General features: G+C 69.1%; 16 protein-coding genes. 10 read left to right on the forward strand and 6 right to left on the reverse strand.

Annotated elements, in window-relative coordinates:
* Window positions 1-63: 63 nt before the first annotated feature.
* From AVW09_RS16430 to AVW09_RS16475, 10 genes are read left to right on the forward strand one after another with little or no spacing between them, the layout of a single operon-like run.
* The gene (locus AVW09_RS16430) at window positions 64-471 is read left to right on the forward strand and encodes a C-glycoside deglycosidase beta subunit domain-containing protein (protein WP_063259067.1); all 408 of its coding nucleotides are present in this window, start codon (window positions 64-66) and stop codon (window positions 469-471) included.
* A complete protein-coding gene (locus AVW09_RS16435) occupies window positions 468-1,571 on the forward strand; it encodes a sugar phosphate isomerase/epimerase family protein (RefSeq protein ID WP_063259068.1) in 1,104 nt (367 codons plus the stop codon). The genes AVW09_RS16430 and AVW09_RS16435 overlap by 4 nt, the downstream gene beginning before the upstream one ends.
* A gap of 19 nt (window positions 1,572-1,590) precedes the next feature.
* Complete coding sequence (locus tag AVW09_RS16440; protein ID WP_063259069.1) at window positions 1,591-2,625, forward strand: sugar phosphate isomerase/epimerase family protein; 1,035 nt, start codon at window positions 1,591-1,593, stop codon at window positions 2,623-2,625.
* 26 nt (window positions 2,626-2,651) lie between these two features.
* The gene (locus AVW09_RS16445; RefSeq protein ID WP_022877585.1) at window positions 2,652-3,434 is read left to right on the forward strand and encodes a nuclear transport factor 2 family protein; all 783 of its coding nucleotides are present in this window, start codon (window positions 2,652-2,654) and stop codon (window positions 3,432-3,434) included.
* Between the two features lie 8 nt (window positions 3,435-3,442).
* Window positions 3,443-3,859, forward strand: coding sequence for a C-glycoside deglycosidase beta subunit domain-containing protein (locus tag AVW09_RS16450; RefSeq protein ID WP_022877584.1), 417 nt, complete (start codon window positions 3,443-3,445; stop codon window positions 3,857-3,859).
* Window positions 3,856-5,040: a Gfo/Idh/MocA family protein gene (locus tag AVW09_RS16455; protein WP_063259070.1), complete on the forward strand. Its 1,185-nt coding sequence runs from the start codon at window positions 3,856-3,858 to the stop codon at window positions 5,038-5,040. The genes AVW09_RS16450 and AVW09_RS16455 overlap by 4 nt, the downstream gene beginning before the upstream one ends.
* Window positions 5,041-5,053: 13 nt before the next feature.
* Window positions 5,054-6,058 carry a sugar phosphate isomerase/epimerase family protein gene (locus AVW09_RS16460; protein ID WP_063259071.1) on the forward strand — a complete coding sequence of 335 codons (1,005 nt, stop codon included), beginning with the start codon at window positions 5,054-5,056 and terminating at the stop codon, window positions 6,056-6,058.
* A 1-nt stretch (window position 6,059) separates the two neighbouring features.
* Window positions 6,060-6,923, forward strand: coding sequence for a ThuA domain-containing protein (locus tag AVW09_RS16465; RefSeq protein WP_231901869.1), 864 nt, complete (start codon window positions 6,060-6,062; stop codon window positions 6,921-6,923).
* Window positions 6,923-7,909, forward strand: a complete 987-nt coding sequence (locus AVW09_RS16470; protein WP_063259072.1) for a Gfo/Idh/MocA family protein — start codon at window positions 6,923-6,925, stop codon at window positions 7,907-7,909. The genes AVW09_RS16465 and AVW09_RS16470 overlap by 1 nt, the downstream gene beginning before the upstream one ends.
* Window positions 7,910-7,934: 25 nt before the next feature.
* Entirely contained in the window at window positions 7,935-8,363 is a 429-nt protein-coding gene (locus tag AVW09_RS16475) for a GNAT family N-acetyltransferase (RefSeq protein ID WP_063259073.1), read from the forward strand.
* A 126-nt stretch (window positions 8,364-8,489) separates the two neighbouring features.
* On the opposite strand, the gene AVW09_RS16480 is transcribed toward AVW09_RS16475, so the two are convergent.
* The 6 genes from AVW09_RS16480 to AVW09_RS16505 form a co-directional block, all read right to left on the reverse strand.
* A complete protein-coding gene (locus AVW09_RS16480; RefSeq protein ID WP_156496148.1) occupies window positions 8,490-9,296 on the reverse strand; it encodes a DUF3800 domain-containing protein in 807 nt (268 codons plus the stop codon).
* 195 nt (window positions 9,297-9,491) lie between these two features.
* Window positions 9,492-10,481, reverse strand: a complete 990-nt coding sequence (locus AVW09_RS16485) for a sugar phosphate isomerase/epimerase family protein (protein WP_063259075.1) — start codon at window positions 10,479-10,481, stop codon at window positions 9,492-9,494.
* Complete coding sequence (locus AVW09_RS16490) at window positions 10,481-11,437, reverse strand: sugar phosphate isomerase/epimerase family protein (RefSeq protein ID WP_063259076.1); 957 nt, start codon at window positions 11,435-11,437, stop codon at window positions 10,481-10,483. Before AVW09_RS16490 ends, AVW09_RS16485 begins: the two co-directional genes overlap by 1 nt.
* The gene (locus AVW09_RS16495) at window positions 11,434-12,447 is read right to left on the reverse strand and encodes a hypothetical protein (protein ID WP_063259077.1); all 1,014 of its coding nucleotides are present in this window, start codon (window positions 12,445-12,447) and stop codon (window positions 11,434-11,436) included. The genes AVW09_RS16490 and AVW09_RS16495 overlap by 4 nt, the downstream gene beginning before the upstream one ends.
* A complete protein-coding gene (locus AVW09_RS16500) occupies window positions 12,444-12,857 on the reverse strand; it encodes a hypothetical protein (RefSeq protein WP_063259078.1) in 414 nt (137 codons plus the stop codon). Before AVW09_RS16500 ends, AVW09_RS16495 begins: the two co-directional genes overlap by 4 nt.
* 43 nt (window positions 12,858-12,900) lie before the next feature.
* On the reverse strand, window positions 12,901-14,175 hold the full coding sequence (locus AVW09_RS16505) for an ROK family protein (RefSeq protein WP_063259079.1): 1,275 nt from the start codon (window positions 14,173-14,175) through the stop codon (window positions 12,901-12,903).
* Window positions 14,176-14,224 lie beyond the last annotated feature (49 nt).

Genomic DNA, 14,224 nt, shown 5'->3' on the forward strand with positions numbered 1-14,224 from the left:
TTAGACTGTAGAAATCAAGACAAAGAGGTCTGCGGCTTCGGCCGCACCGACGAGGAGGTCGCGGTGATCCCGGATCGCATCATCGAACAGGGCACGCTGAGTGCCCGTGACGGACGGGCGGCGGTCGAAGTGCGCCTGCCCTGGTACCGCGCGCTCCCGGCATCCTGCATCTCCGCCGCCAAGCTCACGATCGACGGGATCGAGGCGCCGGCCGAGACCCTGCGCTGGGAGATGAACGGCGAGGAGTTCACGTTCGCCGAGATGAAGACGAACACGCAGGAGTGGTGGTTCCCCACCGACTCGGCGGTTCTCTCGGGTGACCTGGCGGTGGATGCCGGTGAGCACGAGGTCCGCGTCGATCTGACGCTCTACATCCCCTACATCATCATCGCCGACGACGAGGTGCTCCACATCGAGGAGCACGACACCAAGACGATGGCGGTCCGTCAGGCCGAGGAGGCTCTCGCATGACCGCGCAGAAGGGCACGCCCATCCAGGGCGTCACGCTGTACAGCTTCACCCGCGCGTTCCACGGGCGCGAGTACGACCTCGACCAGCTCATCCGCAAGACAGCGGCCGAGGGATTCGGCCCGGGCCTCGAGATCATCGGGTTCTCCAGCTTCCGTGGGTTCCCCGAGATCGACGACCACTTCGCCGGACGCTTCTCCGACCTGATCGACGAGGTCGATCTCGTCCGCACGTCGCTCGCGGTCAACGCCGACATCGGTCTGCGTCCCGACCAGCTGATGGACCAGGACGAGCTCATCGCCTATATGCGCCGGCAGATCGCGGCGGCCGCGAAGCTCGGCTTCCCGATCGCCCGTGTGCAGATCTCGCTCACGCCGGACTCGATGGAGGCTCTCGCGCCCATCGCCGAGGAGTACGGCGTCACGCTCGCCCTCGAGGTGCACGCCGACCAGTACGCCTCGCACCCGCGGATCCTCGCGCTCCGCGACCGCTACGAGCGGGTCGGGTCGCCGTTCCTCGGCTTCACGATGGACTGGGGCGCCACCGTCATCGGCTTCGCGCCCTCGCTCCTCGAGGCGTACCGCCGCCGCGGCGCGTCGGAGGAGTTGCTCGCCGCCGTCGTCGCCCTGTGGGACGAGTACTACGAGCAGGGCCCGCCCGCCGACCAGGCCGACCACGGCCAGCGCTTCGGCCGCTTCATCGGCCTTTCGCACCAGTACGGCCGCCCCGACCTCGGGATCGATCTCGGCATCAACGGCACCGGCCTCTTCGGCCCGGCGCGGGTCGACGACTGGCTCGAGATCATGCCCTGGGTCCGGCACGTGCACGGCAAGTTCTTCGGCATCGACGAGAACGGCCAGGAGCCCTCGGTGCCCGTCGCCGACCTCATCACGCTGCTCGTCGACAACGGCTACAGCGGCGCCGTCTCGAGCGAGTACGAGGGCTGGCACTGGAACCACTGGCAGAGCCCGTTCGAGATCATCCGCGCCGAGCAGGCGATCCAGCGCACCGCCGCCGACGCCGCCGGCTCCCGGATGATCACGGATGCCGCCGAAGCTCGGCGCGCCATCGACGCCCACCTGTCGCACGCCGTGCGCGCCTGACCCCCGAAAGGACACCGCCATGACGGACGGCATCGCCGGGACCGGCATCCAGCTCGGGACCACCCTCTACTCGATGACGAGCGAGTTCGCCGCGGGGCTGTACACGCCGGAGACGCTGATCCGCGAGGTGCACGACCAGGGCATCGGCCCGGGCGTGGAGTTCAACTTCGCGCAGCTGCTGCGGTCGTACCCCGACGTGGACGACGACTTCGTGAAGCTGTGGTTCGACTCGCTGGAGAAGTACGGCCTCGAGGCCAGCGCGGTCGGCACCAACCTCGACATGGGGCGCCGCAAGGACCGCGACATGACGCCCGACGAGGAGCACGACTTCTTCGCGCGCCAGCTGAAGTCGGCGCACACGCTCGGCTTCACCAGGGTCGTCATCCGCTCAGCCGGCAAGGAACTGCTCCGCCGCCTGCTGCCCCTCGCCGAGAAGTACGACCAGAAGCTCGGCTACGAGATCCACGCGCCCTCCGGCCCCAACGACCCGAAGGTGCTCGAGATCCGCGAGGTGTACGAGGAGCTCGGCAGCGACCGCCTCGGGTTCACCGCCGACTTCTCCTCGACCATGCACTCCCTCTCCCCGACGCTGCTGCGCACGCTCGGCCAGATGGGCATGGACGAGAAGCACTTCCCGGTCATGGACGAGATCTGGCACGAGCCGACCCCCATGCACGTGCGCAATCAGAAGTTCGAGGACTACCTGTCGGGCGAGGGCGTGGACCCGCTGCGCTTCGGGCCGTTCACGCGCCTCGCGTTCAACATGCACGGGCTGGTGCCGCCGGAGGAGTGGCTCGACATCATGCCGCAGATCTTCCATGTCCACGCGAAGTTCTACGACATCGGGGCCGACGGCCAGGAGCCCGCCATGGACATTCCGCGCATCGTGAAGCAGTTCGTCGAGGGCGGATACCGGGGCTACCTCTCCAGCGAGTGGGAGGGCCACGCCTTCAGCGACCTCGGCGAGAGCGACCCGATCGACCTCGTCAAGAAGCAGCACGCCCTCATGCGCACCGCCATCGAAGAAACCGTCGCCGCGCGCCAGCCGGCCTGACATCCACCACCCACGAAGGAGTACCCGTGTCGAACACCACCACCGAGGCATCCATCTCGGACCTCGTCGCCGAGATCGCGCGCCTGCGCGAGCAGGTCGAGGCCGCCCAGTCCCTGGCGCAGCGCGCCGAGGACCGCGGACAGGTCGAGAACCTGTTCAACCGCTACATGTTCCTGCACAACGCGTTCGAGGACGAACAGATCATCCCCATGTGGGTCAAGGAGGGAACCGAGGGGATCCGCGCCCGATACACCAACGCCGGTCAGTACACGACCTGGCAGAGCGTGACCGACTACCACCGCGGCCGTCCCCACCCCGAGGGCAAGCTCATCCTCCACACCACCAACACCCCCGTGATCGAGGTCGCCGCCGACGGGAAGACGGCCAAGGGCGTCTGGCTCATGGCCGGCACCGAGTCGGGCCTGACCGACCCCAAGGTCGCCGAGGAGTTCCCCGACATGTACTCGCCCGACGAGGTGCTCGGCAAGAAGGTCTGGGCGCACTGGGTGTGGTGCAAGTACGCCATCGACTTCCTCAAGCAGGACGGCGAGTGGAAGTTCTGGAAGTTCCGCTGCTACGAGCTCGCCCGCGCCCCCTTCGAGGAGAACTGGGTCAGCTTCGGCCTGAAGAACCAGGGCGCGTTCGACCTCGACCTCATGTACTTCGGCGACGACGGCAAGCCCGTCTTCATGCCCCCGGCCGACGAGCCGGTGCCGTCGAAGAACCACCCGTACAGCCCCGAGACGACGCAGAAGCTCGAGCCCGTGCCCCCGGTCGCGCACGAGCACTTCGTCGACACCTTCGCCTAGGAGTCCCCGTGGCCACCCACAACTCGCTCTTCGCCGAGAAGGACGTCCGTCGTACCGACGACGGGCTCGCCGTCTCGGTGCAGCTGCCGTGGTACCGGAGTCTCTGGCTCTCGGCCGTCGACGGCGTCGCCGCGTCGGTGAACGGTGTCGCGGTCCCGACCGAGGACCTCCGGTTCTCGCTCGAGGGCCGCGAGTACCGCGTCGAGGAGCTGCCGGAGCAGTCCGACACCCTGTGGTTCGTCGCCGACCGCCCCGACGTGCTGATCCACCTCGACACGCCGCCCGCGGCGGGCGAGAAGATCACCGTCGAGGTGGTCCTGACGATGCGTCTGCTCTACATGCAGATCATGCCGGGCGTCGACGGCGGACCCGGTCGCTACGTCACGAACCGCGTGCCGGTCGAGCGCGAGTTGGTGCTGGCATGACGACTCCTCTCCGCGTCGCGATGATCGGCTACGGCTTCATGGGCGCGGCGCATTCGGTGGGGTGGCGGCAGGCGCCGCGCGTGTTCGATCTGGCGTGCCCGGTCGAGATGACGGTGGTCGTCGGACGGAACGCGGATGCCGTGGCATCCGCCGCCGCGAAATGGGGCTGGGCGGAATCGGCCACCGATTGGCGCGAGGTCATCGCCCGTGACGACATCGACATCGTCGACATCGTCACGCCGGGCGACTCGCACGCCGAAATCGCGATCGCAGCGCTGGAGGCCGGTAAGCACGTGTTGTGTGAGAAGCCGTTGGCGAACACGGTGGCTGAGGCTGAGGCGATGGCCGAGGCGGCGGAGCGGGCGGCGGCGCGTGGCGTCCGGTCGATGGTGGGGTTCACGTACCGTCGGGTGCCGGCGGTGACGTTGCTGCGCGACATGATCGCGGAGGGGGCCGTGGGGGCGGTGCAGCAGGTGCGGGCGGCGTACCGGCAGGACTGGCTCGTCGACCCGCAGATGCCGCTCGCGTGGCGGTTGCAGAAGGAGCACGCCGGGTCGGGGGCGTTGGGGGACATCGGCGCGCACATCATCGACATGACCCAGTTCGTCACGGGTCTCGGCGTCGACAGCGTCACCGGGACGCTCGAGACGATCGTGAAGCAGCGTCCGCTGCAGGCCGCAGGTTCCGGGCTGTCGGGTTCGGCCGGGGAGGGCGTCGGCGACGTCACGGTGGATGATGCCGCGATCTTCACCGGGCGGTTGTCGAACGGGGCGTTGGCGTCGTTCGAGGCGACCCGGTTCGCGACGGGCCGGAAGAACGCCCTGACGATCGAGGTGTCGGGTGACCGTGGGGCGTTGGCGTTCGATCTGGAGGACCTGAACAGTCTGCGGTTCTACGACCGCACCGCGGCGGAGGGGCGGCAGGGGTTCACCCAGATCCTCGTCACCGAACCCGTCCACCCGTACGTCGCCGCGTGGTGGCCGGCCGGGCACATGCTCGGCTACGAGCACGGCTTCACCCACCAGGTCGTCGACCTCGTCGCCGCTATCGACGCCGGGACCGACCCGCACCCCTCGTTCGCCGAGGGCCTCAGCGTCCAGCGGGTCCTCGACGCCGTCGAGCGCAGCAGTGCTGCGGACGCGGCGTGGACGGCCGTGGCATCCCCCGTTCCGGTTTCTTGAAAGGTCTTTCGTCATGGCACGCCCGATCACCCTGTTCACCGGCCAGTGGGCCGACCTGCCCTTCGAAGAGGTCGCGCGTCTCGCGGGCGAGTGGGGGTACGACGGCCTGGAGATCGCCTGCTGGGGCGACCACATCGACGTCTCCCGCTGGGACGACGCCGCCTACGTCCAATCCCGCCTCGACATTTTGGAGCGCAACGGCCTGAAGGTCTGGACCATCGCGAACCACCTCGTCGGCCAGGCCGTGTGCGACGACCCCATCGACGAGCGGCACCACGACATCGTGCCCGCCCGGGTGTGGGGAGACGGGGATGCCGAGGGCGTCCGGCAGCGCGCCGCGGAAGACCTCAAGAACACGGCCCGGTTCGCCGCGAAACTCGGAGTTTCGACGGTGACCGGGTTCACGGGGTCGAGTATCTGGAAGTACGTCGCGATGTTCCCGCCGGCCTCGGAGGCGATGATCGAGGCCGGGTACCGCGATTTCGCCGACCGGTGGAACCCGATCCTCGACGTGTTCGAGGAGGTCGGGGTGCGCTTCGCGCTCGAGGTGCACCCGTCCGAGATCGCGTACGACTACTGGACCGCGAAGAGAACCCTCGAAGCGATCGGGTATCGGAAGAGCTTCGGGTTCAACTTCGACCCCTCGCACTTCGTCTGGCAGCAGCTCGACTCCGTCGCGTTCGTCCTCGATTTCGCGGAACACATTCTCCATGTGCACTGCAAGGAATCGATCACGAACCTCGACGGCCGCAACGGGGTGCTCGGGTCGCACCTGTCGTGGGACAACCCGCGCCGCGGGTGGACGTTCGTGTCCACCGGGCACGGCGCCGTGCCCTGGGAGCCGCTGTTCCGCGCGCTGAACGCGATCGGCTACGACGGCCCCACCAGCGTGGAGTGGGAAGACGCCGGCATGGACCGTCTCGTCGGCGGCCCCGAAGCCCTCGCCTTCGTCCGCAAACTCGCCGAGATCACCCCACCCCACCAACTCTTCGACGCCGCCTTCGCACGCAAAGACTGACGTGCTGAACGTTCTGATCCTCTCGGGGCACATGACCACCGAGCACGACAACGCCCACCGTAGCTTCCGCCTGCACAATCAGTGGATCACCACGCTCCTGGAGGACACCGGGCGCTTCAAAGTCCGCGTCGTCGAGGACCCCCGCGGGCTGCCGGCGAGCGTCATCGACAAGTACGACGTGCTGATCGTCGTGTTCGAGGGCCGCGACGGCTACCACGACATCGCGACCGGGTTCGGAGCGGAGACGGATGCCGCGATCCTGCGCTTCGTGCACGACGAGGGCAAGGGCATCGTGTGGTTCCACGGCTCCGCCGCCCAGGAGGACCGCTGGGGCTACCCCGAGGAATACAACGTCATGCGCGGAGCCAAGCTCAGCGCGTGGGAGACGGGACTGCGCCCGCGTCCGTGGGGCGAGGCGCTGCTGCGGACCGCCGAGCCCCGGCATCCGATCACCGAGGGCATCAACGACACGTGGACCGTCACCGGTGACGACATCCTCGTCGGCGTGCAGATGTACGAGGGCGCCCAGGTGCTGCTCACGACGTTCGACGATCTCGAGGCGTACGAGAAGGCGCGCGTGTGGCCGATGTCGCACTACCCCGTCGACATCCCGCCGGAGGGCATCGCGGCGCTGCCGGGGATCAACACCGACCAGCCGCTCGCGTGGATCAACGAGTACGGCGCGGGCCGGTCGTTCACGATCACGATCGGGCACGACATCGACACGTTCCGGCGCATCGAGTTCATCCGGATGTTCCCGCGCGGTGTCGAGTGGGCCGCGACCGGCGAGGTGACGCTCACGGGCCCCGACCGCCGCGGCGACCGCCGCATCAACCCGTGGCCGTATTACAACGGCGAGGGGTGATGCTCGGCGTCGGGATTCTGGGGGCGGGCGGCATCGCCGAACGCGCGATGGTCGAACCGTCGCGGACGGTCGACAGCGTCGAGGTCGTGGCCATCGGAGCGCGCGATCCGGAGCGGGCCCGAGCCTTCGCCGACCGCCTCGCTCTCCCCGCGTGGGGCGACTACGACGCGGTGCTCTCCGACCCGCGGATCGACCTCGTGTACCTCGCGCTGCCGCCGATCGTCCACGCGCAGTGGGCGGCGCGGGCGCTCGAGGCCGGGAAGCACGTCCTGTGCGAGAAGCCCCTGTCCGCGAACGGCACGACCGCCGCAGCGATCGCGGATACGGCGGATGCCACCGGCCGACGCGCGTTCGTCGGCTTCCACTACCGCCTGCATCCGTTCATCGCGGACCTCCTCTCCACGATCGCGTCGGGGATTCTCGGTGACGTGGCGCGGGTCGAGGTGGACTTCAGCATCCCGCACTTCGTCGTGAAGCCCGGCAACATCCGCCTCGACGGCGACCTGGCCGGCGGAGCCGTGATGGACGTCGGCTGCTACGCGGTCGATCTGCTCCGGGCGGCGTGGGGTGAGCCCGAGGTGGTCTCGGCGTCGGCGCGGACGTACGACGCCGACCCCCGCATCGACCTCCAGGCCGACGCCGAACTGCGGTTGCCCGGTGGCATCCCGGCCGCGGTTCGGGCGTCGTTCCTCGGCGACGACACCGGCGCGATGGAGGTGCGGGCCCTCGGGAGCGCCGCGTCGCTGCGGGCGACGAGCGTCATCGTGCCGCAGTGGGGAGCGACGCTCACCGTGACATCGTCTGACGGCGAGGTGCTCCGCTCGGTCGCGGCGGAGCCGGGGGAGAACAGTTACGCGCGGCAGCTCGAGCACTTGCGCGACGTGCTCGCCGACGGCTCGCCGAGCGTCCTCGACGCCCGCGACGGCGCGGGGACGATGCGGATGGTCGACGCGATCTATCGGGCGGCGGGACTTCAGCCGCGCTGACGGGCGCGGCGGTATCGTCGGGACGATGAGCCCTTCCCCCGCCGTCGAGACCGCCACCCTGGCTGACATTGACGCGCTGCTGGCGTTCTGGGCGATCGCGGGCGAGAACGACGCGCGGCCGAGCGACTCGGCTCCCGTGGTTGAGGCGCTGCTGTGCCGTGACCCCGAGGCCGTGCTCGTCGTGCGGTCGGAGGGCCGGATCGTCGGTACCGTCATCGCGGGCTGGGACGGGTGGCGCGCCCACCTCTATCGCCTCGCCGTGCACCCCGATCACCGCCGCCAGGGCCTCGCCCGAGTCCTCCTCGACGCAGCCGAGGACCGTCTTCGCGCGCTCGGCGCCGGGCGCTTCGACGCGATGGTGCTCGAGGGCAACGACCTCGGCGCGTCCGCGTGGGCGGCTCGCGGGTATGCGCCGCAGCCCGAGTGGCGACGGTGGGTGCATTCCGCGCGTTGACGCCGGGGCGTCCGCGCCGAGAGAACAGGGTATGCCGCGGTGATCCACTGATTTCTCGTTGACCGTCCTGTGCCCCGTCCGGTGGCTGCCATGCATTCGGCCGTCTTGAGCCCGCTTAGTCGGCGGTCACGGAACGAACTTCTTCGCGGCGAGCGTCTTGAAGTAACCGCGTCGAAGCGAGCGTTCCGCATTGTCGCTCTTCGTCGAGAAGAAATCGCGCTCCGACGACGAGAGCCCTACCGACGCGATCTTGGCTTCGAGCAGCGTGAGAGTGCAGCACAGGTCGGCGGCCTGAAAGAGGCTGTAATCGGCTGGTGCAACTTTCCTCACCTCGGCAGAGCCGAGCAGCGCGCTGAGCACGCTGTTCACCAGATTCGTGATCTCCCTTTGTCCGTTGTCGTAGTAGACGACGACACGTTCCCACGAAGAGAAGTAGTCGTAGTTCTCACGGACGAACGTGCCCAGGTCTCGTGACATCGCGGTGATCAAGCGGTCGGAGGTATCGAGATCGCGTTTTGAGAACACCCACGACAGATGCTGGACGCGACAGTGCCGCACGAAGTCGACGAGTACGCGAAAGAGTGCCCGTCGCTCGCCGAGCTCCATCCAGCGATAGTCCTGCTCTCGGCGTATGAGAGGACCGGTGTGGATGGCGTGATCGCGGGGAAGCCCCCGATCCGTGAGAGCGTCGTGGATCTTGTCGAGGTGAGCCCCGATGTCAGCGTCTTGGTCGTGGAATACGAGACTCAGGACGTAGAACGGTGAATGCTTCTCGTACGGGCCGAAGTCCCCCGACTCATCGATGAAGATGCTGAGTTCGCGCAAAGCGCCTCCGGAAATGACTTCAGGCGGACATCGTCCGCCTGAAGTGTGACGAGGGATGTCCCCGTCTAGAGGGTGGACCAGGGCCTCGCGGCCAGCCCAGGCGTCCATTGTAGCGTTCCTCGCGCGCGTACGGCGAGGAGGAAGCGAGCCCTGCGGCGCACCTCAGCAAGGGGGCGGCGCAGGCGAGAGCGCTGTGCTGGCAGCCCCGAGGACGGATTCGGATGAGAACAGGGGATCGCACCGGTGCAGGACGCCTGCGTCTGACGGCATCCGGTTCGGGCGCGATCCCCTGTTCGGGCGGGGTCAGGCGGGGACGCGCGTCCCCTCGAGCAGCGGCTGCAGCACCTTCTGCACGTACCAGCCCGCCACCATCGTGCTCTCGGCGGGGTGGGGGCTCTGGTCGGACTCGACGACGATCCAGCCCCGGTAGCCGTGCTCGGCCAGCGCGCCCACGAAGCCCTCGAAGTCGACCAGCGCGCGCTCGTCGCTCGGCTCGTAGAACCAGCGCAGGATCTTGCGCGCGCCGCCCTCGGTGCGGATGAACTGCTCGGCGTGCGGCGTCGACGCCTCCGCGTCGTCCACCGTCTCGCGGGCGTCCTTCAGCTGCACGTGCACCACGCGGTCGGCGTACCGCCGGTACAGCGCGACGGGGTCGATCCCCGCGATCGCGTACTCGGCGGTGTCGATCGCGACGCCCACCGTTTCGGCATCCGTCGCCGCCAGCAGACGATGGATGCCATCGTCCAGGCGCAGCGCGGAGAGGAAGTCGACGTGCAGGCCGAGGGCGATGCCGTCCGCGGCGACCGCCGGGCCGACCGTGTTCCACAGGTCGGCCAGCACGCCGATCTGCTCGTCGGAGAGCGGCCCCGTCTGCCACGCCGACGGCGCAGCACGCACCACCAGCACACTGCCCCCGAGGCGGCGGAGGGCACCTGCGAACCACCGGGCGGTGCGCACGATCTGATCCACCGACGCCGGGTCCAGCGGGTCGGGCCCGCGCCCCATCTCGACCTCGAATCCGACGGACGGGTCGTAGACGTAGCTGCTCACGGCGTCGAGCGCGCACGCGGACAGCACGTCGCGGAATCCCTCGAGCGAGCCGTAGAGGTCGGCGATCTGCTGCGGCTTCCCGAGCGGCTCCCACGCGCCAAAGCTCACGGCGGTGAGCTCCACGCCCGAGAAGCCGCTGATCGACACGGTCTTGAACGCGCGCTCGTGCTCGCGCTTGCGCACGAACGAGTCGATGTTCGTGTCCCACTGGTTGACGGCGTAGGCCCAGCGCACGTCGCTCATCACGCCACCTTCTCGTTGTAGATGCCGTCCAGCACGTTCTTGGCGTACCAGCGCGAGATCGCGGTGCTCTCGGCGTAGTCGCCGCCGAGCTTGTCGGCCTTGTCGTGCTCGACGCTGATCCAGCCGGTGTACGCGTTGTCGCGCACCGAGCGCATCATCGCCTCGAAGTCGACGAGCCCTTCATCGGTGCCCATCTCGTAGAACCATTTCTCGGTCGTCTTCGCCGAGACCTCGGCATCCGGGAACATCCGATAGTCGTCGTTGACGTCCTTGTGGCGGGTGTCCTTGAAGTGGAAGCCCGTCACGCGCTCGTGGTGCTTCTCGTACACGGCGACCGGGTCGACGTCGGCGATGCAGTGCTGCGCGGTGTCGACGAAGAACTTCACGTAGCGCGGGTCGGCGTAGGAGTAGAAGCGGTCGATCTGGTCGCGCGTGCGGATGCCGGCGTAGAACTCGTGGTGGCAGGTGAGGTTGACGCCGTACTGCTGCGTGAGCTCGCCGACCTTTCCCCAGATATCGGCCGCGTGCTTGAGGCCGTCGTCGGGCACGCCGGCCTCGTCGAAGTACCGCGATCCGGGCATCACGATGATGTTGTCGAGCTGGATGCCGGACCACATGTCCAGCGTCCGCTGGAAGTCCTCGAGGATCGTGGCGTGCGTCGCGGGCACCTCGGGTGCGTAGCGATCGGGCGAGTAGTAGACGCCGTGGAACGTGTTGACGATCCGCTCGAGTCCCTGCTCCTGCACGAACTCCTGGTAGTTGGCCACCGACCCGTACTGCTCGAAGATCTGCCAGATCCGGAAGTCGAAGGTGTCGATCGCGTCGAACCCGACCGCCGCGACCTGCTGCAGGAAGCGCTTCATCGCGAGGCGCGACTGCCATTGGTCGTAGGGTCCGGCGGGTCCTTGGGCCCGCCAGTGGTCCATATAGCTCCACTTGATGGGTCGATCGGTCATGGCGTGCTCGCTTTCTGCAGCGTTTCGGAGGGGTGACGGTCGGAGAGGAGACCGGCGGCCAGCGAGAGATGACGCGAGGTCGTCTCCCACGGGTCGTCGTCGAGCCACTCCTGGCCGCCCCACTCGCTGCAGAGCGTGCCGGTGAAGCCCGTCGCGGCGAGGGCGGTGCCCACGTCGCGGATCGGGTCGGAAATTCGATCGTCGGCGTCGTCGAGATCCCAGAACTTCAGGTGGACCCCGCCGAGCAGGGGCAGGACGGATGCCACATCGGCGATGTCCGAGCGCCCGAAGCGGACGAGCAGGTTCATGTACAACGTGTCCACCGGCCCCGGGACGCGCCCCGACCGCAGGTGGTCGATGACGGCGCCGTGGGTCTCGGGCTCACGCCAGTGGTCGCGCAGGCGGGCCACGAGAGCCGGGTCCACGCCACCGCGAGAGAGGGCGTCGAGGTAGGACACGGGGAGCGCCGGCATGAGCATGCTGATGTCCAGCAGCAGCCGGACGCGCGGGCTGTCGATCGCCGCGATCCGCGCGTACGCCTCGGGTACCGCGGCGGGAGTCCCGTGCCCCTGTGCCTCCTCGTACAGCACGAGGTCGAGCTCCTCGAGCAGCGGCAGCGCGCGCTCGAGCAGCGCGCCCGCCTGGCCGAGCGGGAGACGCACGCCCTGCGCGCCGAGCGCGGCGGAGGTGCGCAGCTGCGGTTCGAGGAACGCCAGGCGCTCGTCGTCGGTGCGGCGGTGATGTCCGTCCCACTCGTCGATGCTCACGCCGACGATGCTCACGCGTCCGCCCGCGGCGTCGAGACGCTCCTGCAGGGCGCGGGCCTCGGCGAGCGTGGCCGCCGGGTAGCCGCGCCACAGCTGCCCGAGCTCCACCTCGATCGCGGAGGCGAGGCCGCGTTCGACGAGCGTCAGGGCGAGGTCGGGCGCCGTGCGCTCGGCGCGCACGACCTCGGGCGTGAGGTTGAACGCGCTCGCCGAGAGCGTCCAGCCCGCGGGCAGCGCGCTCACGCGAGGCTCCCGACGTCGCGCGAGACGCCCGTCGTCGAGGTCTCGGTGTCCAGCGCACGGGTGAAGAAGAAGGGAAGGGCGAGGGGCCCGTCGGGTCCGCCGTCGAGGTACGGCACCTCGAGACGGAACGACACCGACACCTCGTGGATGCCAGGGCTCGCGGCATCCGTCACGTGCAGGGCGACGCGGTCCTGTACGTGCCACCACCGGGTCTCGGCCTCGAGGGCGGCGGGATCGACGCGGCGGTCGCCGAGCTGGACCGTCGCGGGCAGGGGGCGACCGTCGATCCGCACCTCGGGCTCGACGAGACCGGCGAGGGGGAGTGAGCGGATCCACGGGAGGGAGAGCCGGAGGGCATACCCGTCGGGGAGGATGTGCAGCGCATCGTCGCGCAGCGCGGACAGGACCATAAGCCCTGAATCTACTGACTAATGTCGAAAAGGGGAAGAAGTCTTACGCGGGCTGCGCCTCGCCGCGGATCGCGGCGAGCGTCGGACGGCCTTCCGCGAACCACCGGGGGAACACCGCCTCGAACAGCTGCTCGCGGGCGAGATCGACGCCGCCGCGGAGTGGCTCCCGCGCGTCGTTGACGCTCGTCACGATCGCCAGATCGCGCGTGGCGAGCGGCAGGGAGAGTTCGTACACGCGGTGGCGCACCTCGGCGAGGAACAGCTCGCCGGCCGCCGCGACGGCCCCGCCGATGACGATGACGCTCGGGTTGAACATGTTCACGAGGGCGGCGACCGCCTCGCCGATCTGGCGCGCGGAGGCCTGGATGAGCGAGATCGCCAGCGCGTCGCCCCGTTCGGCGGCCTTCGAGATGTCCTCCGGAGCGAGCTCGGCGCCGGAGGCGATGATGTCGGCGAGGGCGCCCGCGCCTCCCGCCGCGACGGCGTCCTTCGCATCGCGCACCAGCGCCCAGCCGCCGGCCACGGCTTCGAGGCATCCGATCTTCCCGCACCGACACTGCTGCTGCGCGCCTGGGACCCGCACGTGCCCCATGTCGCCCGCCGCGCCGTTCGCGCCGCGGTGCAGGCGCCCGTGCGACACGAGGCCCGCACCGATGCCGGTGCCGACCTTGCAGTAGATGAGGTCGGGGTTGTCCTCCCGCCGACGTGCGCGCTCGCCGGCGGCCAGGATGTTGACGTCGTTGTCGACCCAGACCGGAGCCGAGTAGCGCTCCTCGAAGCGGGAGCGGACGTCGAAGTTGTTCCACCCGGGCATGATCGGCGGTGCCACCGGGCGGCCCGTCTCGAAGTCGACCGGTCCGGGGACGCCCACGACGACGGCCCAGACCGCGGGGTTGCCGTCGGCCTCGAGCAGGTCGTCGACCATCGCCGTCGCGACCGAGAGCGTCTCGTCGGGGCCCTTCGCGATGTCCCACACGCGGTGCGCCTCCACGCGGATCTCGCCGTCGAGATCGGTGACCCCCACGTGGATGTGCAGGCCGCCGAGGGCGCACACGACGATGCGTCCGCGCTCGGAGCGGAAGCGGAGAGTGCGCGGGGCGCGACCGCCGGAGGAGGGGGCGAACTCGGCGTCTTCGAGGAATCCCATCTCGACCGCGCGGTCGACCCGCTGCGTCACGACGCCGCGACCGAGTCCCGTGACGCGGCCGATCTCGGGACGCGTCACCGCCTCGCCGAGCCGGACCATGTTCACGATCCGCAGCAGGCTGGTGACCTCGTCGGTCTGAGCGCCGAAGCGAAGCGTGGAGACGTTGGCCATGCTCGATCTTCACACAAGCGACCCCTCTCGTTCCCGGTTTCGCGTCATC

It is taken from the genome of Microbacterium sp. T32, from assembly GCF_001619615.1.
In the GTDB taxonomy this organism is placed as follows: Bacteria; Actinomycetota; Actinomycetes; order Actinomycetales; family Microbacteriaceae; genus Microbacterium.

Excerpts from the sequence above, each read along its gene's own strand:
- AVW09_RS16435 (WP_063259068.1), top strand. The coding sequence starts at position 468 with ATGACCGCGCAGAAGGGCACGCCCATCCAGGGCGTCACGCTGTACAGC.
- AVW09_RS16440 (WP_063259069.1), top strand. The coding sequence starts at position 1,591 with ATGACGGACGGCATCGCCGGGACCGGCATCCAGCTCGGGACCACCCTC.
- AVW09_RS16455 (WP_063259070.1), top strand. The coding sequence starts at position 3,856 with ATGACGACTCCTCTCCGCGTCGCGATGATCGGCTACGGCTTCATGGGC.
- AVW09_RS16460 (WP_063259071.1), top strand. The coding sequence starts at position 5,054 with ATGGCACGCCCGATCACCCTGTTCACCGGCCAGTGGGCCGACCTGCCC.
- AVW09_RS16470 (WP_063259072.1), top strand. The coding sequence starts at position 6,923 with ATGCTCGGCGTCGGGATTCTGGGGGCGGGCGGCATCGCCGAACGCGCG.
- AVW09_RS16475 (WP_063259073.1), top strand. The coding sequence starts at position 7,935 with ATGAGCCCTTCCCCCGCCGTCGAGACCGCCACCCTGGCTGACATTGAC.
- AVW09_RS16480 (WP_156496148.1), bottom strand. The coding sequence starts at position 9,296 with ATGGACGCCTGGGCTGGCCGCGAGGCCCTGGTCCACCCTCTAGACGGG.
- AVW09_RS16485 (WP_063259075.1), bottom strand. The coding sequence starts at position 10,481 with ATGAGCGACGTGCGCTGGGCCTACGCCGTCAACCAGTGGGACACGAAC.
- AVW09_RS16490 (WP_063259076.1), bottom strand. The coding sequence starts at position 11,437 with ATGACCGATCGACCCATCAAGTGGAGCTATATGGACCACTGGCGGGCC.
- AVW09_RS16500 (WP_063259078.1), bottom strand. The coding sequence starts at position 12,857 with ATGGTCCTGTCCGCGCTGCGCGACGATGCGCTGCACATCCTCCCCGAC.
- AVW09_RS16505 (WP_063259079.1), bottom strand. The coding sequence starts at position 14,175 with ATGGCCAACGTCTCCACGCTTCGCTTCGGCGCTCAGACCGACGAGGTC.